At 64.5% G+C, this 24,433-nt stretch carries 26 protein-coding genes; 9 read left to right on the forward strand and 17 right to left on the reverse strand.

What is annotated here, in order from left to right; all coding sequences use genetic code 11:
• Window positions 1-49: 49 nt before the first annotated feature.
• From RRU_RS11585 to glgA, 9 genes are all read right to left on the reverse strand, one after another.
• The gene (locus tag RRU_RS11585) at window positions 50-1,333 is read right to left on the reverse strand and encodes a TRAP transporter large permease (protein ID WP_011389892.1); all 1,284 of its coding nucleotides are present in this window, start codon (window positions 1,331-1,333) and stop codon (window positions 50-52) included.
• Window positions 1,333-1,836, reverse strand: coding sequence for a TRAP transporter small permease (locus RRU_RS11590; RefSeq protein ID WP_011389893.1), 504 nt, complete (start codon window positions 1,834-1,836; stop codon window positions 1,333-1,335). Before RRU_RS11590 ends, RRU_RS11585 begins: the two co-directional genes overlap by 1 nt.
• A 61-nt stretch (window positions 1,837-1,897) precedes the next feature.
• Window positions 1,898-2,926: a TRAP transporter substrate-binding protein DctP gene (gene dctP / locus RRU_RS11595; protein ID WP_011389894.1), complete on the reverse strand. Its 1,029-nt coding sequence runs from the start codon at window positions 2,924-2,926 to the stop codon at window positions 1,898-1,900.
• An 84-nt stretch (window positions 2,927-3,010) separates the two neighbouring features.
• Complete coding sequence (locus tag RRU_RS11600; protein WP_011389895.1) at window positions 3,011-3,829, reverse strand: oxepin-CoA hydrolase, alternative type; 819 nt, start codon at window positions 3,827-3,829, stop codon at window positions 3,011-3,013.
• A 91-nt stretch (window positions 3,830-3,920) separates the two neighbouring features.
• A complete protein-coding gene (locus RRU_RS11605; RefSeq protein ID WP_011389896.1) occupies window positions 3,921-4,226 on the reverse strand; it encodes a DUF3253 domain-containing protein in 306 nt (101 codons plus the stop codon).
• Window positions 4,227-4,295: 69 nt separating this feature from the next.
• A complete protein-coding gene (locus RRU_RS11610) occupies window positions 4,296-4,781 on the reverse strand; it encodes a GFA family protein (protein ID WP_011389897.1) in 486 nt (161 codons plus the stop codon).
• 45 nt (window positions 4,782-4,826) lie between these two features.
• Window positions 4,827-5,990 carry an alpha/beta fold hydrolase gene (locus RRU_RS11615; protein WP_011389898.1) on the reverse strand — a complete coding sequence of 388 codons (1,164 nt, stop codon included), beginning with the start codon at window positions 5,988-5,990 and terminating at the stop codon, window positions 4,827-4,829.
• A 77-nt stretch (window positions 5,991-6,067) separates the two neighbouring features.
• Window positions 6,068-8,548 carry a glycogen/starch/alpha-glucan phosphorylase gene (locus RRU_RS11620; RefSeq protein ID WP_011389899.1) on the reverse strand — a complete coding sequence of 827 codons (2,481 nt, stop codon included), beginning with the start codon at window positions 8,546-8,548 and terminating at the stop codon, window positions 6,068-6,070.
• Window positions 8,549-8,724: 176 nt separating this feature from the next.
• Window positions 8,725-10,182: a glycogen synthase GlgA gene (gene glgA, locus RRU_RS11625; RefSeq protein ID WP_011389900.1), complete on the reverse strand. Its 1,458-nt coding sequence runs from the start codon at window positions 10,180-10,182 to the stop codon at window positions 8,725-8,727.
• A gap of 303 nt (window positions 10,183-10,485) precedes the next feature.
• Between glgA and glgC the strand changes: the two genes are divergently transcribed.
• Complete coding sequence (gene glgC, locus RRU_RS11630) at window positions 10,486-11,757, forward strand: glucose-1-phosphate adenylyltransferase (RefSeq protein WP_011389901.1); 1,272 nt, start codon at window positions 10,486-10,488, stop codon at window positions 11,755-11,757.
• A gap of 191 nt (window positions 11,758-11,948) precedes the next feature.
• On the opposite strand, the gene RRU_RS11635 is transcribed toward glgC, so the two are convergent.
• The 3 genes from RRU_RS11635 to RRU_RS11645 form a co-directional block, all read right to left on the reverse strand.
• Window positions 11,949-12,872, reverse strand: a complete 924-nt coding sequence (locus RRU_RS11635) for a hypothetical protein (RefSeq protein ID WP_014626336.1) — start codon at window positions 12,870-12,872, stop codon at window positions 11,949-11,951.
• 2 nt (window positions 12,873-12,874) lie between these two features.
• Entirely contained in the window at window positions 12,875-13,432 is a 558-nt protein-coding gene (locus RRU_RS11640; RefSeq protein WP_011389903.1) for a hypothetical protein, read from the reverse strand.
• Between the two features lie 325 nt (window positions 13,433-13,757).
• Entirely contained in the window at window positions 13,758-14,807 is a 1,050-nt protein-coding gene (locus RRU_RS11645) for a threonine aldolase family protein (RefSeq protein WP_011389904.1), read from the reverse strand.
• 246 nt (window positions 14,808-15,053) lie between these two features.
• On the opposite strand from RRU_RS11645, the gene RRU_RS11650 reads away from it, so the two are divergent.
• The 5 genes from RRU_RS11650 (at window position 15,054) to RRU_RS11670 (ending at window position 18,837) form a co-directional block, all read left to right on the forward strand.
• The gene (locus tag RRU_RS11650; RefSeq protein ID WP_011389905.1) at window positions 15,054-15,830 is read left to right on the forward strand and encodes an ABC transporter ATP-binding protein; all 777 of its coding nucleotides are present in this window, start codon (window positions 15,054-15,056) and stop codon (window positions 15,828-15,830) included.
• A gap of 99 nt (window positions 15,831-15,929) precedes the next feature.
• Window positions 15,930-16,721: an ABC transporter substrate-binding protein gene (locus RRU_RS11655; protein ID WP_011389906.1), complete on the forward strand. Its 792-nt coding sequence runs from the start codon at window positions 15,930-15,932 to the stop codon at window positions 16,719-16,721.
• A 127-nt stretch (window positions 16,722-16,848) separates the two neighbouring features.
• Window positions 16,849-17,547, forward strand: coding sequence for an ABC transporter permease (locus RRU_RS11660; protein ID WP_011389907.1), 699 nt, complete (start codon window positions 16,849-16,851; stop codon window positions 17,545-17,547).
• 12 nt (window positions 17,548-17,559) lie between these two features.
• A complete protein-coding gene (locus tag RRU_RS11665) occupies window positions 17,560-18,279 on the forward strand; it encodes an ABC transporter permease (protein WP_011389908.1) in 720 nt (239 codons plus the stop codon).
• Between the two features lie 12 nt (window positions 18,280-18,291).
• Entirely contained in the window at window positions 18,292-18,837 is a 546-nt protein-coding gene (locus RRU_RS11670; RefSeq protein WP_011389909.1) for a hypothetical protein, read from the forward strand.
• A 146-nt stretch (window positions 18,838-18,983) separates the two neighbouring features.
• Here RRU_RS11670 and upp read toward each other — a convergent pair whose 3' ends face one another.
• A complete protein-coding gene (gene upp, locus RRU_RS11675; RefSeq protein WP_011389910.1) occupies window positions 18,984-19,640 on the reverse strand; it encodes a uracil phosphoribosyltransferase in 657 nt (218 codons plus the stop codon).
• A gap of 242 nt (window positions 19,641-19,882) precedes the next feature.
• Here upp and RRU_RS11680 point away from each other — a divergent pair, with 242 nt between their 5' ends.
• Both RRU_RS11680 and RRU_RS11685 read left to right on the forward strand, forming a co-directional pair.
• On the forward strand, window positions 19,883-20,326 hold the full coding sequence (locus tag RRU_RS11680) for a cytochrome c (protein WP_011389911.1): 444 nt from the start codon (window positions 19,883-19,885) through the stop codon (window positions 20,324-20,326).
• A 297-nt stretch (window positions 20,327-20,623) separates the two neighbouring features.
• Window positions 20,624-21,538, forward strand: a complete 915-nt coding sequence (locus tag RRU_RS11685) for a LysR family transcriptional regulator (protein ID WP_011389912.1) — start codon at window positions 20,624-20,626, stop codon at window positions 21,536-21,538.
• Window positions 21,539-21,601: 63 nt separating this feature from the next.
• On the opposite strand, the gene RRU_RS11690 is transcribed toward RRU_RS11685, so the two are convergent.
• The 3 genes from RRU_RS11690 to RRU_RS11700 all read right to left on the reverse strand — a co-directional run bounded on the left by RRU_RS11690 (window position 21,602) and on the right by RRU_RS11700 (window position 23,464).
• Window positions 21,602-22,429: a DUF883 family protein gene (locus RRU_RS11690; RefSeq protein WP_011389913.1), complete on the reverse strand. Its 828-nt coding sequence runs from the start codon at window positions 22,427-22,429 to the stop codon at window positions 21,602-21,604.
• A gap of 53 nt (window positions 22,430-22,482) precedes the next feature.
• Window positions 22,483-22,962, reverse strand: a complete 480-nt coding sequence (locus RRU_RS11695; protein ID WP_011389914.1) for a phage holin family protein — start codon at window positions 22,960-22,962, stop codon at window positions 22,483-22,485.
• A gap of 82 nt (window positions 22,963-23,044) precedes the next feature.
• Window positions 23,045-23,464, reverse strand: coding sequence for a hypothetical protein (locus tag RRU_RS11700; protein ID WP_014626339.1), 420 nt, complete (start codon window positions 23,462-23,464; stop codon window positions 23,045-23,047).
• Between the two features lie 321 nt (window positions 23,465-23,785).
• On the opposite strand from RRU_RS11700, the gene RRU_RS11705 reads away from it, so the two are divergent.
• Window positions 23,786-23,980 carry a hypothetical protein gene (locus tag RRU_RS11705; protein ID WP_011389916.1) on the forward strand — a complete coding sequence of 65 codons (195 nt, stop codon included), beginning with the start codon at window positions 23,786-23,788 and terminating at the stop codon, window positions 23,978-23,980.
• A gap of 22 nt (window positions 23,981-24,002) precedes the next feature.
• Here the strand turns inward: RRU_RS11705 and RRU_RS11710 are convergent, their stop codons facing one another.
• Window positions 24,003-24,431 carry a DUF1489 family protein gene (locus RRU_RS11710; RefSeq protein ID WP_011389917.1) on the reverse strand — a complete coding sequence of 143 codons (429 nt, stop codon included), beginning with the start codon at window positions 24,429-24,431 and terminating at the stop codon, window positions 24,003-24,005.
• Between the last annotated feature and the right edge of the window lie 2 nt (window positions 24,432-24,433).

A 24,433-nucleotide genomic window follows, 5' to 3' on the forward strand; every position in this document is an offset into this window, starting at 1 on the left:
AAGGCCTTCGTCCGAGGGGGACCGACAAGGGCCGCCCTCGGGCGCGGACTCACAGATAGCCCAAAGCCCGCGGCAGCCACAGGGTGAGTTCGGGCACGAAGGTTACGACCATCAGCGCCACGATCATGGCGCCCACGAACCACAGCGTCCAGCCGGTCGCCGCCTCCATGCGGACCCCGGCGATGCGGGTGGTCACCATCAGATTGACCGCCATCGGCGGCGTGAACTGGCCGACGGCGAGGTTCATCGTCACCATCACCCCGAACCAGACCGGATCCCAGTGGAAGGCTTCCATGAAGGGAACGAGCAGCGGCAGCAAGATCAGGAAGATCGAAACCGCGTCCAGCACCATTCCCAGGCCGAGCAGCAAAAGGTTGAGCATCAACAAGACAACGACTTCGTTGTCCGTCGCCTGCAGCGCCGCTCCGGCCACGGCGTCAAAAGCGCCCAAGGTACTGCCGGCCCAGGCGAAAACGCTGGCCAGGGCGATGATCAGCAGCACCACCCCCGACATCTCGGCGGCATCGGCCAGCATGTCGATAAGCATCCGTCCCGACAGCGTGCGCAGGATGAAGACGCCGACGAACAGCCCATAGAAAACGGCGACCACCGCCGCTTCGGTCGGGGTGAAGAGACCGAGCCGCAGGCCGCCCAGGATGATCACCGGAGCGAGCAGCCCCCAGATCGCCCCCTTGAGGCTGACCCAGAAGCCCGGTCGCGGGCCGCTGTCGGCCATGCCGAAGCCATGACGGCGCGACAGATAAACGATCGGTGCCAGCAACGACAGCCCGGCGAGCAGGCCGGGGATCAAGCCGCCGGCGAACAGCGCCGGAACCGAGGCCTGGGGGACGAGAACGCTATAAATGATGAAGGCGACCGAGGGCGGGATCAGAATGGCCGTCGCCGCCCCGGCGGCGATGACGCTGGCCGAAAAGGCCTTGGGATAGCCGGCCTTGTGAAGGCTGGGGATCATCACCGTGGCGACCGCCGCCGCATCGGCCGGACCCGATCCCGAAATGCCGCCCATGACCATGCAGACCAGAACGGCGACGATGGCCAAGCCGCCGTTGCGCGCCCCAACGATCGACGAGGCGAAGGAGACCAACTGGCGGGCCACCCCGACGCGCTCGAAGATCAGGCCGGCCAGAATGAACACCGGGATCGCCAGCAGCGGATATTTGGCGATGCCCGCATACACCGTGGTCGGCACTGAAAGAATGCCAAGCTGGGCCTCGAGGATCGCCACCGATCCGGCAAGGCCCAGGGCGACGGCCAGCGGCGCGCCAAGAAGCGTCAAGCCCAGGAACACGGCAAACAGCGACAGGGTAGCCATTATCGCGTCCCCCGGGCCAAACGGCTCAACCGACCAAGAACCCGCAGCCCCATCACCGCGCTCAGCAGCGGCAACCACAGCGTATAAAGCCATTGGGGATAGCCGAGCGCCGGCGAGGTTTCCTCGAAGCGCCATTGATCATAGGTGAGGCGCCCCCCGTACCAGACCAGCACCCCCAGCATCGCCAGGGTCGCCAGCCACACCAGCGTTTCCGTCACCCGCCGCAGCGGCGCGGGCAGACGATCGACGAGAACGGTGATGCGGATGTGGCGGTCCAGGGCGATCGCCGCCGAGGAGCCAAGCAGGGTCATCACCACCATCAGGAAAATCGAAAATTCCTCGGTGAAGGCCAGCGAGACATCGGTGAAATAGCGCACGACGACATTGGCGAAGGTGATAAGGCAGATCGCCGCCATCGCCAGGGCGGCCAGCACGCGTTCCACAGAGATCGGAACGCTCAAGGCCTCATCTTTGGCGGCGGATTCGGTCGAGGGGGAGGACATGGCGGTCTTCTTGCTGGCAAGGACAGGGGGGCGCCTAGCGCGCCTGGCGCCCCCGGAAGGGTCAACGACCGGCGGCGATGGCCGTTTCGGCCTCTTTCACCAGATCGGCGCCGATCTGCTTGCTCCATTTGTCATAAACGGCGCGGGTCGCATCGCGGAAGGCGGCCTTTTCGGCCGCAGAAAGTGCGGTGATGCTCACCCCTTGGGCGGTGATGTCCTTGAGCAGGGCGTCATCCTCGGCGGTGATGCCCTTGCGAGCCAGGGCCACCTCTTCGCCCGCGGCTTGAAGGGCGGCGGCGCGCACGGCGGCGCGATCCTCCTCGCTCCACGACTCCCAAACCTCCTTGTTGACGACGAAGATCAGCGGATCGGCGACATAGCCCCACAGGGTCAGGTGCTTCTGGCCCAAGGTCGGCAGTTTGGCGGTCATGAAAACCGACAGCGGGTTTTCCTGGCCGTCCACCGCCCCCGTCGACAGCGAAGGCTGGGCATCGGCCCAGCTCATCTGGGTGGGATTAGCGCCGAGCGCGCTGAAGGTATCGAGAAAAAGCGGCGAGCCGACGACGCGGATCTTCAGCCCCTTCATATCGGCCGGGGTGCGAATGGCATGGCGGGAATTGGAAAGCTCGCGAAAGCCGTTCTCGCCCCAGGCCAGCGGCACCACGTCCTTGGTCGCCAAAAGATCGAACAACCGCTGGCCGACGCCGCCCTTGGTCAGGGCGTCAAGGCCGGCGTGATCGGGCAGCAGGAAGGGCATGGAGAAGAGGTTGAGTTCCTTGACCTGGGGCGACCAGTTGATCGTCGATCCCACCGCCATATCGATCACCCCCTGGCGCAGGGCGGTGAATTCCTTGGTCTGATCGCCGTTCAGCAAGGACGATCCCGGATACATCTTCATGACGATCCGGCCCTCGGTCTTCTCCTTGACCAGTTCGGCCCAGCGTTCGCCACCGATCCCCCAGGGGAACGGTTTGCCAAGAACGGTGGACAGCTTGTATTCGGCCTTGTACTCGGCCGCCGAGGCGTCGGGCGACGACGACAGGCCGGCGAAGGCCAGCGCCGCCGCCACCAGGGTGAATAGCTTTCTCATGGACTGTCCCTTCGGTGGTTTTTGGTCTGTTTTCCGAAGGCGGGATGGTACAAAGCTGCGTCCACCCCTGTCATTGAGAAATTTTTAAATCTTTTGACCCATCCGGCCGCGCGCGGCGGCGAAATCGGGGCTGCGCTTGTGCAAAAAGGCGGTCATCCCCTCGCGGGCTTCGCCATGGGCGATCGCTTGGCTAAACAGCGCGGCCTCCAGATCAAGCTGACCTTCCAAGTCATTGGAGCCGGCCGCCTCGACCAAACGCTTGGCTCGGCCGAGGGCGGCGCGCGGGCCGGCGGCGAAGGCCGCGGCCCAGGCCAAGGCGGCCTCACAGGCCGTTCCGGGCTCGACAAGGCGGTTGACCACGCCCAAGCCATGCAGGCGCTCGGCCGAAACCGGCGCGCCGGTCAGGACGATCTCGGTTTGAAGGGCGCGCGGCAGGGCGCGGGCGAGGAAAGCCGTCGCCCCGCCATCGGGGGTGAGACCGACCTTGATATAGGCCATCAGGAAGCTGGCCTCGCGTGAGGCGACCAGCAGGTCGCAGCCCAAAGCCAGCGAAAACCCAGCGCCGGCCGCCGATCCCTCGACGGCGGCGATCACCGGCAGCGGCAAGGCGCGGATGGCGCGGACGAAGCCGTGAAACGAGTCGAGCAAGGCGGTGATGTCGCTGGGCGCCCCGGCCAGCAGCCGCAGATCGCCCCCCGAACAAAACGCCCCATTCGCCCCCGTCAGCACCACGGCGCCGATGCCGTCATCGTCCGCCGCTTCGGCCAGGGCGCGGGTGCCGGCGGCGAACACCGTCGGACTGAGGGCGTTGCGGGTGGCCGGATCGTTCATCGTCAAAACCAGCACGCCGCCGTGACGACGCGTATCAAGCGGACTGGCAAGGGAAGTCGCGGGATCGGCCATGGGGTCCTCCGTTGATGGAGCCCCCATGGTAGCGCAAAGTTCTTGTCCGGCGAGGCCTTTTAACAACCCCGACGGGAGCCTGGGGTCGCGATCACGGCGCTTCCCCGCCCTCCGCAGCCTCGGCCGGGGCGGCGACGGGCAGCCCCAGGCGGATCACCCCATGGGCGGCGCCGGGGTCGATCGGCTTGCCCTTGCGGAACACGCCGATCTCGCCGGCCTTGGCCAAGGCGAAGGCCTCGCGGCGGACCGGGGCGAGATAGGGGTGCCAATCCTCGCCCTCGCGGACCAGGGCCTTGGCGATATCGGTCGGGCACAGGGTTTTTCCACCGCCCTTGGCGCGGCACAGATCAAGAATGGTCTCGCGCACGAGACGGGCTTCGGGAAGGGGACGGGGCATGAAAAATCCTGTTTGAAAGGGGTCGGAAGCCGCGAGCGGAACACCGGGGATCGGGGTCCGCTCGCAGCCCTACTCGTCGTCGGAGGGGCGCGGCACCGCCTGATTGGAGGCGAGACCGGCCAGGGTTTCGGGTCCGCCGGGATAATCGCCGGTCTCATGGCCGGGCAGATCGACCACCCGGTCAAGCCACGACAGGCGGCTTTCGACGCCGAAATTTTCCACGGGCGCCACCCGATCGGGGGTATCAAGGCTTCCCAGGGTCACATCAATCCAGTCCCCGGTCAGATAGCGGAAGCTGAGCGGCGTGCCGCAATCGCGGCAAAAGCCGCGTTCGGCCAGATTGGAACTGGGATAGAAGGCCGGCCGCCCGCTGGTCCAGGCGAACTCATCGACCCGCACGGGGGCCAGGGCGGCGAAGGGACCGCCGACGGCGCGCTGGCACATCCGGCAATGGCACAGGTGAACCCCTTGGGGATCGGCGAACAGGGCGTAACGGACCTTGCCGCATTGACACCCGCCCGTCAGTCGGGGAGCGCGGTCGGAAGACTCTGTCATGGCCGGAATCTCCAGAAAACACAGGGGGGTTGGACGGGGCTCTTTCTATTTATCAAGAGCGTCGAGATCGCCAAGGATCAAGGCGATATAATCCTCGTTGATCCGATGGTCGGGGCTTTCATCATTGATATGGGTGTAAAAAAAACCACCCAACCTGTCCACCGCCGCCCGGACCGCCGGGGCGTAAAGCTCGGACAGCCGGTTGTTCTGGCAGCAGCGGTCGTATTGACCGAAGAACTGCACCTGTCCCCGGCCCTGCCCCACCGCGCCCAGCACGAACAGTTCCAGATAATCGGCCGCCTGGACCAGGGGCGGATAATACTGTTCTTCGGTCGGCGGATGATGGTCGAGCTGCTGAAGATACAGCGGATAGGCGCCGGCCATCGGATAGCTGCGGCGGATGCGCTCGTCCATCGCCGCCGTCACCACGGTGACCCAGCCCCCGGCCGAGATGCCGCCCAGATCGGCCTGCCCGACCCCCAAATCCTCCATCGCCTGATTGAGGCCGGCGACCATCGGCAGGAGGTAGCGGCGCAGCGGCAAGGGATCGAACAGGAAGTGTTCGCGCCCGGGCACGAAGACCCCATGGCCGGGATAGAGGCGCCGGTGCACGGCGCTCTCGCCATAGCCGACGTAATTGAGCGCCAGCACCGTATAGCCGCGCTCGAGCAGCGGTCGCAGCAATCCCGCCGCCTTGTCGATGGTCCCCGCATAGCCTTGCTGATAGGCGAACAGCCGGCCGTTGGGGCGGAGCGGGTGAAGCAGATAGGCCTTGGCGGTGAAGGCCTCGTCGACGACCACGCTGAAGCGGTCGACCGTGGCGACCACGGCCGGATCGCCATAGGGCGCGAGGGCGGCGACGCCCCGGGGATCGATGGCGCGCTCGATGGCATCGGGTCGGGCCTCGCGCGGCAGATCGGGCCGACCGAACACCGCCTTGGTGATCGCCCGGCGCTTGGCCGCCACCGCCTCGGCGTCGGGCAAGGCGATCAGGCTGGCCGGATCGGTTTCCAGATAGACCGGCTGAATGCCTTCATAGCGATAAGGCTGGGCGCGCAGCACGTTGTACCAGCGGCGGAAATCCGCATTGTGGGTGAACAGGGCATCGGCGATCAGATAGATCAGCCCGGCCAGGGCGCCAAGAACGATGGCCCCAGCGACCAACCAGGCGGAAAACCGTTGAAACGTCGCGATGAAACCAGACCGCATGAAGGATTACCCGAACAATGAAGGAGGGGCGACCCAAAGCCGGATCGCCCCTTTTCGCACAGTCTTAGCCTAAAGGATCAGGAGAGGGCGTCCATCGGCCGCACGCCCCAAATATCCTTGGCATAGGTATGGATCGCCCGGTCGGACGAGAACTTGCCAACCCGGGCGATGTTGAGGATGGCCTGACGCGCCCAGACGCGTTGGTTGGTGTAAAGCCCGTCCACCGCCTTTTGCGCATCCATATACGAACGGAAATCGGCCAGCACCAGATAGGTATCGGACCCCAGCAGGGCATCGGCGATCGGCCGATAGCGGTCGGGTTCCTCGGTCGAGAAGAAGCCGTCGCGGATCATATCGATCACCGTGCGCATCTCGTCATCGGCCGCATACCAGCTCCACGGATCGTAGCCCTGCGCCTTGATCTGCGAAACCTCCTGGGCGGTGTGGCCGAAGATGAAGATATTGTCGTCGCCGACCTCTTCGCGGATTTCGATATTGGCGCCGTCCAGGGTGCCGATGGTCAAAGCGCCGTTGAGGGCGAATTTCATGTTGCCCGTTCCCGAAGCCTCGGTGCCGGCGGTCGAGATCTGTTCGGACAGATCGCAAGACGGGATCAGGATCTCGGCGGTCGAGACGTTGTAATTGGGAACGAAGACCACCTTCAACAGATCGCGCACCGCCGGATCGTGGTTGATGGTCTCGGCGACATCGTTGATCAGGCGGATGATCTTCTTGGCGACGTAATACCCGGGCGCCGCCTTGCCGCCGAAGATCACCGTGCGCGGCGTCATGACCGCCTTGGGATCGCGGCGGATGGCGTTATAGCGGGCGATCACCTGCATGATGTTGAGCAGCTGGCGCTTGTATTCGTGAATGCGCTTGATCTGGATATCAAACAGCGAGGCGGTGGAGACGACGACGCCGCAGCGCTCGGCGATCAAAGCCGCCGCCCGGGCCTTCGCGCCGGCCTTGATCGTCAGGAAGCGGTCCTGGAAGGCCGGATCGTCGGCCAACTTCTCCAGATCGCGCAGGCGGTCGAGATCGGTCAACCAGCCTTCGCCGATCGTCTCGCTCACCAGGGCGGCAAGCGGCGGATTTGACTGCAAAAGCCAGCGGCGCTGGGTGATGCCGTTGGTGACATTGACGAATTTCTCGGGGAAGAAGGCATCGAAATCGGGGAAGACCCGCTCGCGCAGCAGTTTGGTGTGAAGGGCCGCCACGCCATTGACCCGCCGGCTGCCAACCACCGCCAGATGGGCCATGCGCACCCGGTGGGTATCCTCGTCGATCAGCGACATGCGGCGCAGCATGGCGACATCGCCGGGGAAGGCGCGGCGGACCTGCTGAAGGAAGCCGTAGTTGATCTTGTAGATGATCTCGAGATGGCGGGGCAAAATCGCTTCGAGCATCGCCACCGGCCAAGTTTCCAGGGCCTCGGGCAGCAAGGTGTGATTGGTATAGGCGAAGGTGTCGCGGGTGATGTCCCAGGCGGCATCCCATGACAAGGCGTGATTATCCATCAACAGCCGCATCATCTCGGGCACCGCCAGGGCCGGATGGGTGTCGTTGAGCTGGATGACGATCTTCGCCGGGATCTGCTTGGGGTCCTTATGGACCTTGAAGAAGCGGGCGAGGATGTCTTGCAGCGAGGCGGAAACGAAGAAATATTCCTGCTTCAGCCGCAGTTCCTGCCCCATCAGCGTCGTGTCCATAGGATACAACACCTTGGACAGGTTCTCGCTGGTGGTCTTGTCCTTGACCGCCTCGATATAGTTGCCTTCGTTGAAATAGCTCAGGTCGAAATCCTGGGTGGCGCGGGCCGACCACAGGCGCAGATTACAGCCGTAAGCGCCGCCGTAGCCGGTTTCCTTAAGGTCATAGGCCTCGGCGATCACCTCGTTGGCGTCGACCCAGCGGCAGCGCTCCTCGCCGCCTTCGTCGCGGAAGCAGACGATGTGGCCGCCAAAGCGCACCGGATAGCTGACGTTGTGGCGAACGATTTCCCAGGGATTGCCGTTGCGCAGCCAGCTTTCGGGATGTTCGACCTGCTGACCGTTTTCGATGGTCTGCGAGAACATGCCGAATTCATAGCGGATGCCGTAGCCATAGCCGGGATAGCCATGGGTGGCCATGGAATCAAGGAAGCAGGCGGCCAGCCGGCCAAGGCCGCCATTGCCCAAGGCCGCGTCGCTTTCCTGCTCGGCCACCCGGTCCAGATCCTGGCCCAGTTCGCGCAAGGCGGCGCGCACCGCCGACTCGATGCCAAGATCGAGCAGATGCTTGACCAGCCGCCGTCCGGTCAGAAACTCCAGCGACAGATAATAGACGCGCTTGGTATCGCTGCCGTATTGGGCGCGCGACGTCATCATGCCCTTTTCGCTGAGATGGCCGCGCAACAGGCTGGCCAGGGCGAGAAACCAATCGTGCTCGGTCGCCGAAGCCGGATCGAAGCCGACCCCACGGACCATCGACGTGACAAGCCCGTGCTTGATCTGCTCGACGTCGGTGAAGTCGATCCCCTCGTCGAGCTCGAAATCGGTGCGGATCACCGTATCCATGATGAGGATCCTCGTTGTTGGTGGAGGTAAAGACAGGGAGAAACGGGGACGCGACACATAAACCGCAAGCCCCCGCGCTCGATGGGATAAGACCACGAAATCAAAGAGTTAGACATGGACGCGTCCATATCTTGGGGCAGAGCCTGAAAGACCGCCCGCGCAAGGGTTGGCCGTGATCAAGGCCGGTGAACATCCCCGCCCACCATGGAGCCGTAGACTCTAAGGTACTCTTTGGCGGAGCGTTTCCAACTGAAATCCTGGGACATCCCCCGCTGGCGAACTTTGTTCAGCGTCGCCTTGTCGCGATACAGCGTCATCGCCCGACCGATCGCCCACTCCAGGGCGTCGGGAAGCGCATGGTCGAACACGATGCCCGTTCCGTTCGGACCATCATCGAGATGGCTCACCGAATCGGCCAGCCCACCGGTGCGGCGCACCACCGGAATGGTGCCATAGCGCAAGGCGTAAAGCTGGGTCAGCCCGCAGGGCTCGAAGCGCGAAGGCACCAGCAGGAAATCGGCCGCCCCTTCGATCAGATGGGCCAGATGCTCGTCATAGCCGACATGGACGGCCGCCGCCCCGGGATAGCGCCCGACGATGTCGTTCAAGGCCGCTTCAAGGCCGGTGTCGCCGGCGCCGAGAATGGCGACCTGGGCGCCGCCGGCGATCATGCCGGGCAGCGCGGCGACCACCAGATCGATTCCCTTCTGGGCGACGAAACGGCTGACCAGACCAAACAGCGGGCGATCGCCATCGGCGTCGAGTCCCATCCGCCGCTTGAGCATGTCCTTGTTGATCCGCTTCCCCGGCGCCGGATCGGCCCCGTCGATGGGCGCGGCCAAATAGGGATCGGTTTGCGGGTTCCAGGCGTTGGAGTCGATGCCGTTCAGAATTCCCGAAAGATCGCCCGCCCGCGCCTGCAGCAAGCCTTCCAGCCCCTGGCCGCCGACCGGAGTCTTTATCTCGGCGGCATAACTTGGGCTAACGGTGGCCACGGCTTGGGCATAGACTATCCCGGCCTTGAGCGTGGAGACCAGCCCATGGAATTCCAAGCCGTTGATCGAGAACTGGCTGCGCGGCAACCCGATCAGATCAAGGATCTCGGGACCGAACAACCCGCGGTATTCCATGTTGTGGATCGAGAACAAAAAGGGCGGACGGCGCGCCCCCCAGGCATTCAGATAGGCCGGAACCAGTCCGGTCTGCCAATCGTGGCCGTGCAACACGTCGGGGCGCCAGTCCATCAGGTCGCCGGCGGTGCCGATCATCGCCGCGACCTTGGACAACAAGGCGAATCTTCGGAAGTTATCGGGCCAGTCGACGCCCGAATACATCATGTAGGGCCCTCCGGTCCGCTCGTACATCGCCGGGCAGTCGAGCAACCACAAGGGGCAGCCGGTATCGGGCATCGTCCCTTCAAGCAGTCTGGTCTCGCCAACGCCAAGCGGATTACCAAGCGGTACGGTCTTGCCCGTCAGGCGGGCCCGGCGCATGGCGTCGGGATAGGCGGGCAGAAGAATGCGGGCATCGACGCCGATGTCGCGCAGGGCGGCGGGCAGAGCCCCCGCCACATCGCCCAATCCGCCGGTCTTGACCAGCGGGTAGGCCTCGGAAGTCACGAACAAAACCTTCATCGCCGTCCCGGATCACCCCGTTCCCGGCTTTCGCTGGCCGCCCCAACGGCAGACCCCGACATCCGGGCGACCATCACTGCCAAGAAAAGACGTAGCGCACAAGCACCTTTATCGTCGGGCGAGGTTGCCCCCCCTTGCATCTTTATCGTGGGGCGGGACCGCGTCCCCTGGCTTTTCGACCACGACCCCCCACCCTTTATGCGGTGTTTTTAAAGGAAATGCCCGTGTCTTCCATTTGTCCGGTGCAAGCCTGGGGCGATCCTTCTATAGTCCGTTTCGAGTGAAAATCATCAGGATACCGCCATGGACCAGATTACCGAATTTCAACTCGACATCAATCGGGCGTTGAAGGAAACGCTCGCCTTGGTCCTGGCGGGAGGCCGCGGTTCGCGTTTGCGCGATCTGACCAATCGGGAATCAAAGCCCGCCGTTCCCTTTGGCGGCAAATACCGCATCATCGATTTCCCGCTTTCGAACTGCATGAATTCCGGGATCCGCCGCATGTGCGTGATTACCCAGTACCGGGCCCATACCCTGATCCATCACATCCAGCGCGGCTGGGGCTTCCTGCGCGCCGAAATCGGCGAGTTCGTCGAGCTGTGGCCGGCCCAGCAGCAGACCGACAAGGAGAGCTGGTATCTGGGAACCGCCGACGCCGTCCACCAGAACCTTGATCTGATCCGCATGCATGATCCGCGCTTCGTGCTGATCCTGGCGGGCGATCACATCTACAAGCAAGATTACTCGAAGCTTCTCGCCCACCACATCGCCCGGGGATCGGATTGCACGGTCGCTTGCGTCGACGTTCCGCGCGAAGAGGCCACCGGCTATGGCTGCGTCGAGGTCGACAACGACGACAACATCGTCCACTTCCTTGAAAAGCCGGCCAATCCGCCGGGCATCCCCGGCCGCCCCGACCGCGCCTTCGCCTCGATGGGCATCTATATCTTCAATGCCGATTTCCTCTACGAAATCCTTGAATCCGATGCGCTGAACGAAGCCAGCCAGCATGACTTCGGCCGCGACATCATTCCCTCGCAGGTCGGCAAGGCGCGCATCGTCGCCCACCGCTTTTCCCAATCCTGCGTCTATTCGGTCGGCCGCCGCGAACCCTATTGGCGCGACGTCGGCACCGTCGACGCGTACTGGTCGGCCAATATCGATCTGGTCAGCGTCACCCCGGCCCTGGATCTGTACGACGCCGACTGGCCGATCTGGACCTATCAGATGCAGCGGCCGCCGGCGAAGTTCGTTTTCGACACCGACGAGCGCCGGGGCATGGCCAAGGACAGCCTGGTTTCGGCGGGCTGCATCGTCTCGGGCGGCGCCGTGACCGGCTCCTTGCTGTTCAACGACGTGCGGGTGAATTCCTATAGCTCGGTCATCGATACGGTGATCTTGCCGATGGGCGACATCGGCCGCCATGCCCGCCTGACCAAATGCATCCTCGATACCGGTTGTCGCATTCCCGAAGGGCTGGTCATCGGCGAGGATCCGATCCTCGACGCCAAGCGCTTCCACGTCACCGAACAGGGCATCACCCTGGTCACGCCAGACCGCCTCGCCCTGCTCTAAAATATCCGTGATGTTCAAGCGTGTTTTGGCATCCAAGGACGCCCTGCCTTAAGCAGGGCGTCCGTGAGTACGACCATCTTTCGCATGGTAGCGGTTACGGCGACTTTTTTTTAAGCTTTCCCGTGGCGACGAGTTAGCCCTACTTGGTCTTGCTCCAGATTCGCCGGGCTCACCCGGCAAACGTCCGCCGTTCAGGAAAAGGCCGCGCGGATTTCCATGTAGCTGTTGTAATCAACAAGATCCTCCTGGGTGGTCAGGCGGAGTGTGCGTTGGCTTAGGGCCGAGAAAATCTGCATGTATTTGTGATGTGCGGCCTCGCTGAACGACAGCGGGATGTAGCGCATCTGGTTCATGTGTTCCTGCATTTTCATCATGAAGATCGCGGGATTTAGATAATCGCGCAGTTCGGCCGAAGGCCAAATCACGCCGTCTCCGCCATAACGAGATTCGATCTCGGAGTTGCACCCATCTTTGCAGGACAGGCACCCATCTTTGCAGGACAGGTGGACGGACGTGACTTGCGAGATGTTGTAGTCATGTCGAAATAGGATCGTCCCCCAACCGGGGCGAAGAATGCTGTCTTGCAGGAGATCATTTCTACAAACCTCACAGAGCAGCGGGATCAAATTACCGAAGGTGGGGTGGACCGGACGCAGGGCAGCCAAGCTCCACGGCATGTATTGCGCCATAAGCAAGGTCATTCCCCTCGAGATGAGTAGTTCCGCGATCCGGGCGCCATCGAAGAATTCCACAGCCTGCACATCCTGGGGAGATTTGGATCCCTCGATTCGGTCGATCAGGCCTTGAGACGGGATTGTGGAATAAAACCCCATGAATCCGTTCGCCTGATGCTGACGGACCCGAGCGGGGACATCATTTTCGACCATGGGAGTTACCGAAGCGCCACTGATTGCGTTGTGCTTGCAACTCACCAGCCAGACGAATTTGCGTTGGTTCCCGTCCTGATCTGGCATAAGCTGGCTGACTGCCATATCTCGGCCACGGTCAGCCCCTCGTCCGGGCGGGATCTCAATTGTGAAGCCCAGTTGCCGCAGGAACGCCTGGGCGAACAATTCCCATTGCTCTCCGTTTGGAATTTCCTTGAAGTCGATCATTCTCATCTCTGCCCAATCGGAGTGACGTTGGACGGGCGCGATCCCCGGATGTACCCCGCCGCCGCCAGCATCTCCTCAACGAGATCGCTCAACGCCTCGGAGATCTCGTCCGCGATATCCGTCGGCCGCGCCAGCACCTGGGCATCGGTGTAATTCATCACCCGGCACGTGGCATCCATCAGACCTCGATCCCGGGCAATCGCCTCGGGAGCACGTTGGCGTCCGTCCCGGGCGTCCAGGGTTACCGCCAGCAGGCGCCGATCATCGCCCTGGCAGCACCGGAACAAAAAGTCCGCCGTGTGGCCGCCGACCTTGACCCGGTAGCCCATGATGGTGCCCCAGGCCGGATCTGAGTGCACATCCCAGGCCGCGCGGAATTCGACCTTCTCGTAACCGTCGATGATGGTCAGTAGATAGCCCGCCAGCAGCAACTCAGCCTCGCGTTCGTCGCCAGTCTGGAGCGCGGCGTAATTGGTGGCCCAGCGTTCCTGGTAATGGAGTTTGGCGGACTCAGCCTGTTCGTCAACATGACGTTGCAGGGCCTCTTCGGGGATGCTCATGGATGGCGACCTTCGGTTGTGGCTGCTGCCTCCGAAATTGCCCCATCTGATAGCGGACAGCAACAGGGAGAGACGCGCAGCGGCGAGGAGGAAGCCGCAGTCTCGCCTCACGTCACTGGATCATAGGAAAGACCAGACGCACTCATGAACACAAAACAATGCTGCGCCACCCAAACTACCGGATGCCGCCTGGATCAATCCGCATCAGAATGCGACGATTATCTGCTTGACTATCAAGACCTTAGGACGGCGTGCGGGGACCAAGCGCCCCGCACGCCGCCTTAAAAATATCAGTCCGGGGGGACGCCCCCCGGCCCCCGCTTTTTCAACGCCCGGCGGCGATGGCCCGGGCGTCGGCGAGGAAGGCTTCGACATCCTCGTCGGTGGTTTCAAAGCTGGTCACCAGCCGCACCGCCTGCGGGCCATGGGCCGGCCACGGATAGAAGGCATGGCCGCGTCCGCGCAGGCCGTCGCTCAACGGCTGGTCGAAGGCGACAAAGGCCATATTGGCCTCGACCGGGGCGACCAGTCTGGCGCCCGGAACCGTATCGAGGCCGGCGCCCAGCCGTTGCGCCAGACCATTGGCGTGGCGGGCGGCGCTCAGCCAGCGCCCCTCGGACAGCCAGGCGACCAACTGGGCCGACAGAAACCGCATTTTTGAAACCAGATGGCCGGATTTCTTGCGCCGATAGGCCAGGGTTTCGGCCAGGGCGGGATCGAAGACCACCACCGCCTCGGCGGCCAGGGCACCGCCCTTGGTCGCCCCCAACGACAGGATATCGACCCCGGCTTTCCAGGTCAGGTCGGCCGGCGAGCAGCCGAGGGCGGCCAGGGTGCCGGCGAAGCGGGCGCCATCCATATGCAGCCCCAGCGAAAACGTCCGGCAGACATCGGCGATGGCCGCGACATCGGCCGGAGCGTACAGGGTGCCGCCCTCGCTGACGGTGGTGATCGTCACCGCGCTGGGCCGGGCGACATGGACGGGATGATCCGACCCGGCGGCCTGGGTGACCGCCGCGCGCAGGGCCTGGGGATCGAGGCGGCTGTCGCGCCCGCCAATCCCGATCAGCTTGGCCCCGCCGGTGAAAAACTCCGGCGCGCCGCATTCATCGACCATCACATGGGCTTCGTCGTGACAATAGACCGCGCCCCAGGGCGGGGTCAGACAGGCCAGGGCCAGGGAATTGGCCGCCGTGCCGGTGGCGACGGGAAAAACCATCGCCGGGCGCTCGAAAATCTCGGCCACCAGGGCATCGAGCCGGGCGCTCCACGGATCGGCGCCATAGGGCATGGCCGCGCCGCGCCCGGCTTCGACCAGGGCATCGAGCACCGCCGGCAGGGCGCCGGCGACATTGTCACTGCAAAGATTGACCATCGGGGGACGCTGTCCTTCTGGGGAGGGCCTGGAGCAAAAGGGATGGCACGCCATCCGCCTTCGCCGATCCTTCCACGACCTCAAAGGAGAAACAACCTGTTAGGCGATGGTGAAAAGCCCTTGCGCCACGCGGGAAAGCCTCGTTAGGCTCACAAAGAGACAAGGGGTGTGCAACCATCGCGGCCCTGCCCACAGACCGGGCATTTTCGCCCGGCGACCGTGTATAGTCAAAGGAGCCCGATCCGGATGGCCGGCGGAACAATCGCCTTGCAGGTCAAGGATATTCACAAGACCTTCGGCCGACTGGAGGTCTTGAAGGGTATTTCCCTGACCGCCCGCGACGGAGACGTGATCTCGATCCTCGGCTCGTCGGGCTCAGGGAAAAGCACCTTCCTGCGCTGCATCAACCTGCTTGAGGCCCCCGATCGCGGCGAGATCAGCCTGCGCGGGCAGGATCTGGCCCTGCGCCCCGATCGCGGCGGCGGGCTGACCGCCCGCGACGCCCGGCAGTTGGCCGCCTTCCGCGCCCGCATCGGCTTCGTTTTCCAAAGCTTCAACCTGTGGCCCCATCTGACCATCCTTGAAAACGTCATGGAGGCGCCGGTCCACGTCAAGGGACTGCCCAAGGCCCAGGCCCGCGAGAAGGCGATGGCCCTGCTGGCCAAGGTCGGCATCGCCGAAAAGCGCGACCATTATCCCGCGCATTTGTCGGGTGGCCAGCAGCAGCGCGCCGCCATCGCCCGCGCCCTGGCCATGGAGCCCGAGGTCATCTTGTTCGACGAGCCGACCAGCGCGCTCGATCCCGAACTGGTGGCCGAGGTGCTTGGCGTCATCCGCGCCCTGGCCGAAGAAGGGCGGACCATGCTGATCGTCACCCATGAAATGACCTTCGCCCGCGACGTATCCTCCGAGGTGGTGTTTCTCCACCAGGGCCACATCGAGGAACAGGGTCCGCCCGCCCAGATGTTCTCCCAGCCCAGATCGGACCGGGTTCGTCAGTTCCTGACGAACCACCTCCACTAGGCCGGGCATCCCGTCGGGGGACGGGGAAACACCCCGGCTCCCGTCCAAAGGGGTCCGCCGTCCCGGGCTCCACCAGACAGGCACAGGAAAACGACGACCATGATCAGCATGAAGAAGACAGCGACCGCGTTGTTCGCCGCCGCCGGGATCCTCCTGGGCGGCCAGGCCGTCACCATGGCCCTGGGCGTTGCCGACGCCCGGGCGGAAACCATCCGCTTCGCCACCGAAGGCGCCTTCCCGCCGTTCAACTTCACCGATGCCGCCGGCAAGCCCCAGGGCTTCGATATCGACATCGCCAATGCGCTGTGCGCCCAGTTGAAGGCCGAGTGCAGCATGGTCACCCAGGATTGGGATGGCATCATTCCCGGACTGCTGGCCAAGAAGTACGACGCCATCATCGCCTCGATGTCGATCACCCCCGAGCGTCAGCAGAGCGTCTTGTTCACCGACGCCTATTATAACAACCAGTTCCATTTCGTCGGCCCGAAGGGCAAGGATTTCGATCTGAGCAAGGCCGGCCTGAAGGGCAAGGCCATCGGCGCCCAGCGCGCCACCGTCTCCTCGCAGTGGATCGAGGACACCCTTGGCGACACCGTCAGCCTCAACCTTTATGACACCGCCGAAGAGGCCTATCTCGACCTCGAAGCCGGCCGCGTCGATTTGCTGCTCAACGACACCTATCCCACCTACGACTGGCTCAACAGCCCGGCCGGCCAAGCCTATGAACTCAAGGGCGAATCGGTGATCAAGGACGACGTCGTCGGCATCGCCTTGCGCAAGGACGACACCGCCCTGGCCGCCAAGCTCAATGGCGCGCTCAAGGAAATCATCGCCAATGGCACCTATGCCAAGATCAACGAGAAGTACTTCCCCTTCAGCCTGCTGAACTAGGGTTAGGGGTAGAAGACCTTTCGGGGGGCGCTCCCCGGGAAGACGGTGGGTGTGATCCGGGCGTAAGGCTTGGGGATCGCGCCCTGAACCGGCCCGGGGAGCGCCCCCAAAGCTTGCGGGGGATAGGATGGATTTCCAAGGCTACGGCGACCTGCTGATCACGGGCGCCGCGATGACCATCAAGCTGGTACTGGGCGCGGTGAGCTTCGGGCTGGTTCTCGGCCTGATCGGAACCACGCTCAAGCTGTCGCGCAACGCCCTGGCCCGGGCCGTCGGCAACGCCTATACCGACCTGTTCCGCGGGCTGCCCGAACTGCTGGTCGTGCTGATCATGTATTACGGCGCCGAGGCCCTGGTGCGCTGGCTGGTCAACGACGTGCTGGCCCTTGATGTCGCCGTCTCGATCAGCCCCTATGTCGGCGGCGTGCTGTCGCTCGGGCTGATCTTCGGCGCCTATGCCAGCGAGGTGTTTCGCGGCGCCATCCTCGCCATCCCGCGCGGCCATGTCGAAGCCGCCCGCGCCTTCGGCATGGGCCCGGTCCTCACCTACCGGCGGATCATCCTGCCCCAGGTGTGGCGGGTCGCCCTGCCCGGCCTGGGTAATCTGTTCCTGGTCTCGCTCAAGGATACCGCCCTGGTCTCGGCGATCGGCTTGAACGAGCTGATGCGCTCGGCCAATATCGCCGGGCGATCGACCCGGGATTATTTCACCTTCCTGCTGGCCGCCGCCTTTTTGTATCTGGCGATGACAATGGTCAGCATGGCCGTTATCGCCCTTCTTGAACGCCGGGCCAATCGCGGCCATGTCGGCGCGGCCGGGCACTGAGGAACGCGATCGATGAACCTGGATCTGGTCGCCACCTTCCTGCCCAAGCTGCTGTTCGAAGGGCTTCCCGTCACCCTCAAGCTGGTGACCCTGGCCGTCGCCATCGGCGTTTTCATCGCCATCCCAACGGCGTTGCTGCGCGTTCACCCCAGCCCGCTGGTCCGCGCCTTCCCTTACGCCTTCATCTTCTTTTTCCGCGGCACGCCGCTGCTGATCCAGATCGCCCTGGTCTATTACGGCCTGTCCACCCTGCCGTGGATCCGTGAGAACGAGGTGCTGTGGCCGATCCTGCGCGAGCCGTTCTGGTGCGCGCTGATCGCTTTCGCCCTGAATACCGGCGCCTATTCGGCCGAGATCCTGCGCGGCGCCATCCAGGCCATTCCGCGCGGCGAGGTCGAGGCGGCGCGGGCCTATGGCATGCGCGGCCTGCTGATCGTGCGGCGGATCATCCTGCCGCGCGCCTTCCAGATCGGCCTGCCGGCCTATGGCAACGAGATCATCCTGATCCTCAAGGGCAGCGCCCTGGCCTCAAGCATCACCTTGCTCGATATCACCGGGGTCGCCCGCCTTCTCTATGCCCGCTATTACACGCCGGTTGAGGCCTTCGTCACCGCCGGGGTGATCTATCTGATCCTGGTTTACCTGCTGACCCGCGGCCTGCGGCTGATCGAACGCCGGCTGTCGCGCCACCTGCTCGGCCCGCCGGAAACCGAGCTTGCCGAAGACCGCTAGGGGCCGCTGACGGTGGCCGTCCCCCCTCCCCCCGCCCGGCTCGGCCGGCTCGAGCCCCTGGTCATCTATGGGCGACGACGGGCGATGTGGGCCTATGGCACCTTGGCGACGGGTCTTGGTGTGACGGCGGTCTTGCCGCCGCTGCTTCTGGGGCGGGCGGGATTGGGCGGCCTGCTGGTTCTAGCGCCGGTGGCGTGGCTGGCGCTGATGGCCTGGGGGCATGGCATGCTGCGCATCGAGGTCGGTCAGGTCGGGATGCGCCTGCGCGTTCCCGACCAGCGCTTCGGCCTGCTGCTGCCGCCGCTGTCCGATCTACGCTTCACCTGGAGCGAGGTCGAGGCCGTCACCCTGATCGAGGGGGCGCGCGGAGCCTGCCACGAGGCCATCTCCCGCCCGGGCGCCCCCTCTCACCGGCTGATCGTCCGGGCCAAGGGCCAAAGCGTCACCCTGGGGCTGGGGCTGATCGGGGCGCAGATGCTTGATATCGCCGAACTGGTCGCCGTCGCCTCGAACCACGCGGTCGACAGCGGCGAGCCCTTCGCCCCGGGCGGCCGCTAGAGTTTGTCAGGGAAAAGTGGGCACCGCTTTTCCCGAAAAGACAAACTCAAACAAAGGGATCCAGGGTCTGTCCGCTTCAGCATCAAGCGGACAGACCCTAAGCGCCGATCGCGCGGCCCTTCGCCCTGTCGACCGATGCGAAGCGGTTACTTCGTGCCAAACAGCCGGTCGCCGGCATCGCCCAAGCCCGGGCAGATGAAGGCCTGATCGTTCAACTGGCGATCGAGCGCCGCCACATAGACCGGCACATCGGGATGGGCGGCGTGGAAGGTGCGCACGCCCTCGGGGGCGGCGACCAAGGCCATGAAGCGGATGCGCTCGGCTGGCACGCCATGGCGCAGCAAAACGGTGGCGGCATGGGCGCCCGAATGGCCGGTGGCCAGCATCGGATCGACCAAAATGAAGGTGCGCTCGGTGGTTTCGGGCAGCTTCACCAGATATTCGACCGGCTGGCGGGTCACCTCGTCGCGATAGAGGCCGATATGGCCGACGCGGGCGCTGGGAACCAGTTCAAGCAGGCCATCGGCCATGCCCTGGCCGGCGCGCAGGATCGGCACCACCACCAGCTTCTTGCCGCCGATCACCGGCGCCTCCATGGCCTCCAGGGGCGTCTCGATGGATTCGGTGGTCAGCGGCAGCGAGCGGGTCACCTCATAGCCCATCAGCAGGGCGATTTCGCGCAGCAACATGCGGAAGGTGCGCGTCGAGGTCTCGCGGCGGCGCATATGGGTCAGCTTGTGCTGGATCAGCGGGTGATCGAGCACGAACAGATTGGGGAAGTCGGGATGGGCGGTGGCGGACATCGGGTGGGCTCCCCCTTATGGTTTGAATGGCGCCGGTTATAGGCAAGGCGGCGCGGCCCGTAAACCGGTGTCATCGGCAAGAAACCCCTTCGCCGGTGGAAATCCGGGCGAGAGGCCCCTCGCCACCCGCTAAGGGCATGGCTGGATTACATAAGGGTAACTTGAAATACCGACTCGCCTTGCCCATGCTTGGAATGCGGTCTTGCACCGTATGAGTTCTTTTTTCGATGGGGACATTTTCAATGAAACGCATGATGATCGTGGCCGCCCTGGCCGCTTTGACCACCACCACCGTGGCCCAGGCCGCCGACCCCGCCGCCTACGTCGAGTACCGCAAAAGCGTTCTGTCGGCCACCAGCAACTACATGAAGGCGATCGGCATCACCCTGAAGGAGGACCTCGCGGTTCCCAATCAGACCGCCGATCACGCCAAGGCGATCGCCTCGATCATGGAAACCCTTCCCGCCGCCTTCCCCGAAGGCACGGCCGGCATCGCCAAGACCGAAGCCAAGGCCGCCATCTGGAAGGATTTCGAGGCTTTCAAGGTCGCCTCCAAGAAGTCTCAGGATGCCGCTCTTGAACTGGCCTCGGCCGCCGAGACCGGCGACAAGGCGGCCATCGGCGCCAAGCTTCAGGCCCTGGGCGGCACCTGCAAGGCCTGCCATAAGGAATTCAAGGCCGACTAAAGCTGATCGTCGTCGCGATCCTCTCCAGATCGCTCGGGATTTGCTTTACGATCAGCCTCTTGGAGCGGCGCACCGGACCCGGATGTCAGGCGCGCCGCTCCAAGCGCTCACCTGCGCATCGGTTGATAAGGGGGAAGGATCTTCCCCCTTTTTTCATGGGGCGCCTTGAAAAGACCTCGCCTTTTTAACCGACAAGATTAACGGAGTAGGATATAACCCTCGGCCCCTGCGGAAAAGCCACAGGATGGGACAGTCTCTTTTGCGTCTTGCGCAAAAACGAAAAGGGTCTCGGACATCATGGATATCCTGAGCGGTATGCGCCTGCTGAGCCGGGTGGTCGAGGCGGGGAGTTTTTCCGAAGCCGGCCGCCTGTTGGGCATGGCGCCCTCGTCGGTGTCACGCCAAGTCAGCGCCCTGGAAGACACCCTTGGCACCCAGTTGCTCAACCGCACCACCCGTCGGCTCAGCCTGACCGAGGCCGGCGGCCTGTTTCACGACCGGGCCCTGCGCATCCTGGCCGATGTCGAAGACGCGACCCGGGTGGTCTCCTCGCTGGAATCGGCGCCGCGCGGTACCTTGAAGCTCAATGTGCCGGTGGGCTTTGGCAATTACCACGTCGCCCCCGCCCTGCCGCTGTTTCTCGCCCGCTACCCGGATCTGACCGTCGATCTGACGCTTTCCGACCACTTCATCGATCTGATCGAGGAAGGCGTCGATGTCGCCGTGCGCATCGGCGCCCTGCGCGATTCCAGTCTGGTCGCCCGCCGGCTGGCCGATAATCGACGGATGGTTTATGGCAGCCCCGATTACCTGCGACGCATGGGTACCCCCGAGACCCCCCATGATCTGACCGCCCACCGCTGCATCGCCTATCGCTACCGCCCCGGTCCCCAGGGCTGGCTGTTCGAGCGCGACGGCATCCGCCTTGACATCACCGTCACCGGGCCTTTGACCGCCAACAACTCGGAAAGCCTGCATAAGATGATTTTGGGGGGCTCGGGTCTGGCGATGCTGCCGACCTGGATGGCCTATAGCGATGTCAAAAGCGGCCTGCTGGTGCCCTTGCTCGGTGATTGGACGATGTCGCCGACCAGCCTGGAAAGCGCCATTCACGTCGTCTATCCCGAAAGCCGCCACCTGTCGGCCAAGGTCCGCGCCTTCATCGATTTCATGGCCGACCACATCGGCAAGCCCCCCTATTGGGAGCGCTAAAACCCACGAAGGCCCCCCGGTCGGCAAACCGGGGGGCCTTCGCGTAAGGCTATGGGCGTAAACTCAGTGCAGGTCGCGTTCCATCTTGGTCGCGGCCTTCATGCCCCGGCGAACCCCTTCGCCGGCTTCATGCAGACCGCTTTCCACGGCGTTGCGGGCGCGTTCGACGCCGTGACGCAGTTCGGATTCGGCGACCACCCTGGCGCGATGGGCCTTGCGGCCGAAAGCCCGGCGCTCGGCTTTCGAAGTCGGAACCATGGCGCCGAGCAGAACGCCGGCCAGAACCCCCAGCCCGACATACAGCAGCGGCCGTTCGTGCAACGAGCGATCGGCGGTCTCGACCGCCCGCCCGGCTTCGACGCGGGCGCGCTCGGCGACCTCGCCGGTGCGGCGGCGCACCGTCTCGTATTGGGCCTCGGCCTCCTCGCGCAGATGGGCGCCGGTTTCGCTCAAACGCTCGCGGGTGTGCTGAAGCGCCTCGTCAACCCGGTGCTTGGCCTCGCCAACCCGGGCCCCGGCTTCGTGACGCAGGCCCTGGGCCCGCTCGCGCAGGCTCTCGCGACCGTCAGAGTCGGCGCCCATGCGTTCGGCGGCCGATTTGGCGAAATCCTCGGCGTGGCCCGAGCCATTGCCGGAGGGGCCGTCGCTCTGGCCGGGATGGGCGTTATAGCTCCGGCTTTCGCCGACATCGGGATAATAGGCCTCGCCCATGGCCCCGGGCTGCAGGGCGTCCTCCCAGGGACCCTCCTCGCCGTCGGCGGCGTCGTTGCGGCTTGATGTCACCTGACGGGCGACGAGCCAAGCCACGCCGGCCCCCAGCAGGGTCAAAGGCACCCAATTCCGTCCCGCGGCATTGCCAAGGTCTTTGGAAACCTCTCGCGTGCTACGCATGTCGTCCTCCATGGAAAAAAGAGTGTCCGGGACCGTCTCAGCCCACGGATCGATCAGGTCCGGCGATCAAAGCGCGACGGTTTCGTCGGCTCGACCGGCGGCGGAGCGCTTGCGTCTTTCATTAATCGCTTCGCCGCGTCCTTCGTCCGCTGGGGAGCCCGGCGGACCTCGGCGAAATGATGGCGCCCGATCAGGGCGCAGATCATGGCGAGAACCCCAAAGCCGCCGCCAACGGCGACGAACCCCGCCCAGGCCGGCAACACCTCGCGCAGCCAGACCGCCAACCCCGCCCCGAGGAAACCAAGGGTTAGGATCGTCAGGCCAAGGGCCGCTGCCATCCAGCCGACACCTTGACCCGAGCGCCGGGCCGCGGCGAGGGCGTCACCGCCCACCGATTTCAGGGCCTCGGTCGCCACACCGGCGACCTGGGCGCCCAGGGTGTTGAGCAGGCGACTAAGACCTCGGGCCGGCGCGGACCCGGGCTCGGCGCCTTGCCGGGCGGTCCCACCCTCGGAAGAGGAGGCGTCTCTCACCGTCGTCTCCCCCCGCGCTCGAGCTTGGCGCCCGCCCGGACAACCGGGGGCCGGACAACCGGGGGAACGTGGGGATCATCGGTCATGGCAAGGTGCCTTCATCGTCCCAATCGGCGTAGCCGCCCGGCGGCGGCGGAGGCGTGGTGGCCGACGCCTTGGCCGGGCGCCGGGGCGTTTCGGGATCATCGAAGGCGGCGCGCAGGAAACGTCCGGCGGCAAGACCAAGCAAGGCGGCGGCGCCGATCACCAGAACCGGTTGGCGGCGCACCACATCGCTGACCTCTTCGACCAGATCGTCCATATCCTCCAGACCGATGTGGTCGGCGGTGGCGTCAAGGGTTTCGGCCACGGATTCGATGCCCTCGGCCAGGACCGGATCGGTCACCCGAAAGGGTTGGGCCGCCTGACGGATAGCCCGGGCCCGCAGGGCGATGTTATCGGCCAGTCGGCGCTTTTCACGCTCGGCCAAGCCGATTGCCATGGTCTTGGCCTCATCGATCAAGCCCCCGGTGCCCGCTCCGACCCGCTCGGAAAACGCGTCCGCACGGCGCTCGGTTTGCGGATCAGCAGAGAAAGTCTCGTCTATCGGCCTATGAACAGTCATCTCCGGTTCTCACTTCGGCAAAATGTGCGGGGTCAAATCCAGGGAAGCCGCCCTTGGGAAGCCTTGACCCGATAAACGCCATCACCCGTTCAGGGTTCCCGCTCCTTTCGCCAAAGCGCGATGAACCTTTGGCGGCAGGCGGGCGTTCTGTATCCGAACGGTGCCCCTATCCGTTCCTATCTGGGGGGCGCTCGGCCACCCGTCACTGGAGAAAGCAAGATGACTCTCACGAAAGGCATCGCCGCGATTGTCGCCGTTTGCGTGGTCGCCGCGGTGGCCGCCGTTATCGCCAATCCCGACCTTCTCGAAACTCGCAAGACGCTGTTCGAGGCCAAGACCGGGGATGGCACCGGCATCAAGGTGCTGGAACCCAAGACGGAGGGCGGCCTGCCCGAAGTGAAGACCACCGAATAATCCCCCTTCCGGCGCCGGTGGCTTAAAGAAACCCCAGATCTTTGAGCGCACTGGCCATGGCGGCCGGCATCTCCGGATCGGCGATGCCGGGACCGCCGCGATCGGGTGGGGCCTTGTCGGGGCCAAGATAGCGCCAGCCCTGAAACGGGCGGTGGGGCCATGTTTCGGTCGCCACCAGCGCCGGATCGAGAACGATGGCGCAATACTCCCGGCCCTCCTCATCGGGCTGGATGCGCAGATCAAGGATCGGCTGGCGGGCGCGGATGGCCTTGTCAAACACCCAATAGATGCTGCCGCCGGCCAGGATTTCGCTGGCCCGCCGGGGAGCGCGGCGGGTGGGATGGATCACCTCGCCCCGCGCCGCCAATTGTCCGGCCTGCCAGCGCGCCAGACCTTCCACGCTCTGGCTGCCCACCGACAGCTTGATCAGATGCAGGGGCCCGTCCGTCATGT

The organism is Rhodospirillum rubrum ATCC 11170 (assembly GCF_000013085.1).
Classification (GTDB): Bacteria; Pseudomonadota; Alphaproteobacteria; order Rhodospirillales; family Rhodospirillaceae; genus Rhodospirillum; species Rhodospirillum rubrum.

What these genes read in the sequence shown, in the direction of transcription:
- RRU_RS11585 (WP_011389892.1), bottom strand. Translation starts at nt 1,333, where the DNA reads ATGGCTACCCTGTCGCTGTTTGCCGTGTTCCTGGGCTTGACGCTTCTT.
- RRU_RS11590 (WP_011389893.1), bottom strand. Translation starts at nt 1,836, where the DNA reads ATGTCCTCCCCCTCGACCGAATCCGCCGCCAAAGATGAGGCCTTGAGC.
- dctP (WP_011389894.1), bottom strand. Translation starts at nt 2,926, where the DNA reads ATGAGAAAGCTATTCACCCTGGTGGCGGCGGCGCTGGCCTTCGCCGGC.
- RRU_RS11600 (WP_011389895.1), bottom strand. Translation starts at nt 3,829, where the DNA reads ATGGCCGATCCCGCGACTTCCCTTGCCAGTCCGCTTGATACGCGTCGT.
- RRU_RS11605 (WP_011389896.1), bottom strand. Translation starts at nt 4,226, where the DNA reads ATGCCCCGTCCCCTTCCCGAAGCCCGTCTCGTGCGCGAGACCATTCTT.
- RRU_RS11610 (WP_011389897.1), bottom strand. Translation starts at nt 4,781, where the DNA reads ATGACAGAGTCTTCCGACCGCGCTCCCCGACTGACGGGCGGGTGTCAA.
- RRU_RS11615 (WP_011389898.1), bottom strand. Translation starts at nt 5,990, where the DNA reads ATGCGGTCTGGTTTCATCGCGACGTTTCAACGGTTTTCCGCCTGGTTG.
- RRU_RS11620 (WP_011389899.1), bottom strand. Translation starts at nt 8,548, where the DNA reads ATGGATACGGTGATCCGCACCGATTTCGAGCTCGACGAGGGGATCGAC.
- glgA (WP_011389900.1), bottom strand. Translation starts at nt 10,182, where the DNA reads ATGAAGGTTTTGTTCGTGACTTCCGAGGCCTACCCGCTGGTCAAGACC.
- glgC (WP_011389901.1), top strand. Translation starts at nt 10,486, where the DNA reads ATGGACCAGATTACCGAATTTCAACTCGACATCAATCGGGCGTTGAAG.
- RRU_RS11635 (WP_014626336.1), bottom strand. Translation starts at nt 12,872, where the DNA reads ATGATCGACTTCAAGGAAATTCCAAACGGAGAGCAATGGGAATTGTTC.
- RRU_RS11640 (WP_011389903.1), bottom strand. Translation starts at nt 13,432, where the DNA reads ATGAGCATCCCCGAAGAGGCCCTGCAACGTCATGTTGACGAACAGGCT.
- RRU_RS11645 (WP_011389904.1), bottom strand. Translation starts at nt 14,807, where the DNA reads ATGGTCAATCTTTGCAGTGACAATGTCGCCGGCGCCCTGCCGGCGGTG.
- RRU_RS11650 (WP_011389905.1), top strand. Translation starts at nt 15,054, where the DNA reads ATGGCCGGCGGAACAATCGCCTTGCAGGTCAAGGATATTCACAAGACC.
- RRU_RS11655 (WP_011389906.1), top strand. Translation starts at nt 15,930, where the DNA reads ATGATCAGCATGAAGAAGACAGCGACCGCGTTGTTCGCCGCCGCCGGG.
- RRU_RS11660 (WP_011389907.1), top strand. Translation starts at nt 16,849, where the DNA reads ATGGATTTCCAAGGCTACGGCGACCTGCTGATCACGGGCGCCGCGATG.
- RRU_RS11665 (WP_011389908.1), top strand. Translation starts at nt 17,560, where the DNA reads ATGAACCTGGATCTGGTCGCCACCTTCCTGCCCAAGCTGCTGTTCGAA.
- upp (WP_011389910.1), bottom strand. Translation starts at nt 19,640, where the DNA reads ATGTCCGCCACCGCCCATCCCGACTTCCCCAATCTGTTCGTGCTCGAT.
- RRU_RS11680 (WP_011389911.1), top strand. Translation starts at nt 19,883, where the DNA reads ATGAAACGCATGATGATCGTGGCCGCCCTGGCCGCTTTGACCACCACC.
- RRU_RS11685 (WP_011389912.1), top strand. Translation starts at nt 20,624, where the DNA reads ATGGATATCCTGAGCGGTATGCGCCTGCTGAGCCGGGTGGTCGAGGCG.
- RRU_RS11690 (WP_011389913.1), bottom strand. Translation starts at nt 22,429, where the DNA reads ATGCGTAGCACGCGAGAGGTTTCCAAAGACCTTGGCAATGCCGCGGGA.
- RRU_RS11705 (WP_011389916.1), top strand. Translation starts at nt 23,786, where the DNA reads ATGACTCTCACGAAAGGCATCGCCGCGATTGTCGCCGTTTGCGTGGTC.
- RRU_RS11710 (WP_011389917.1), bottom strand. Translation starts at nt 24,431, where the DNA reads ATGACGGACGGGCCCCTGCATCTGATCAAGCTGTCGGTGGGCAGCCAG.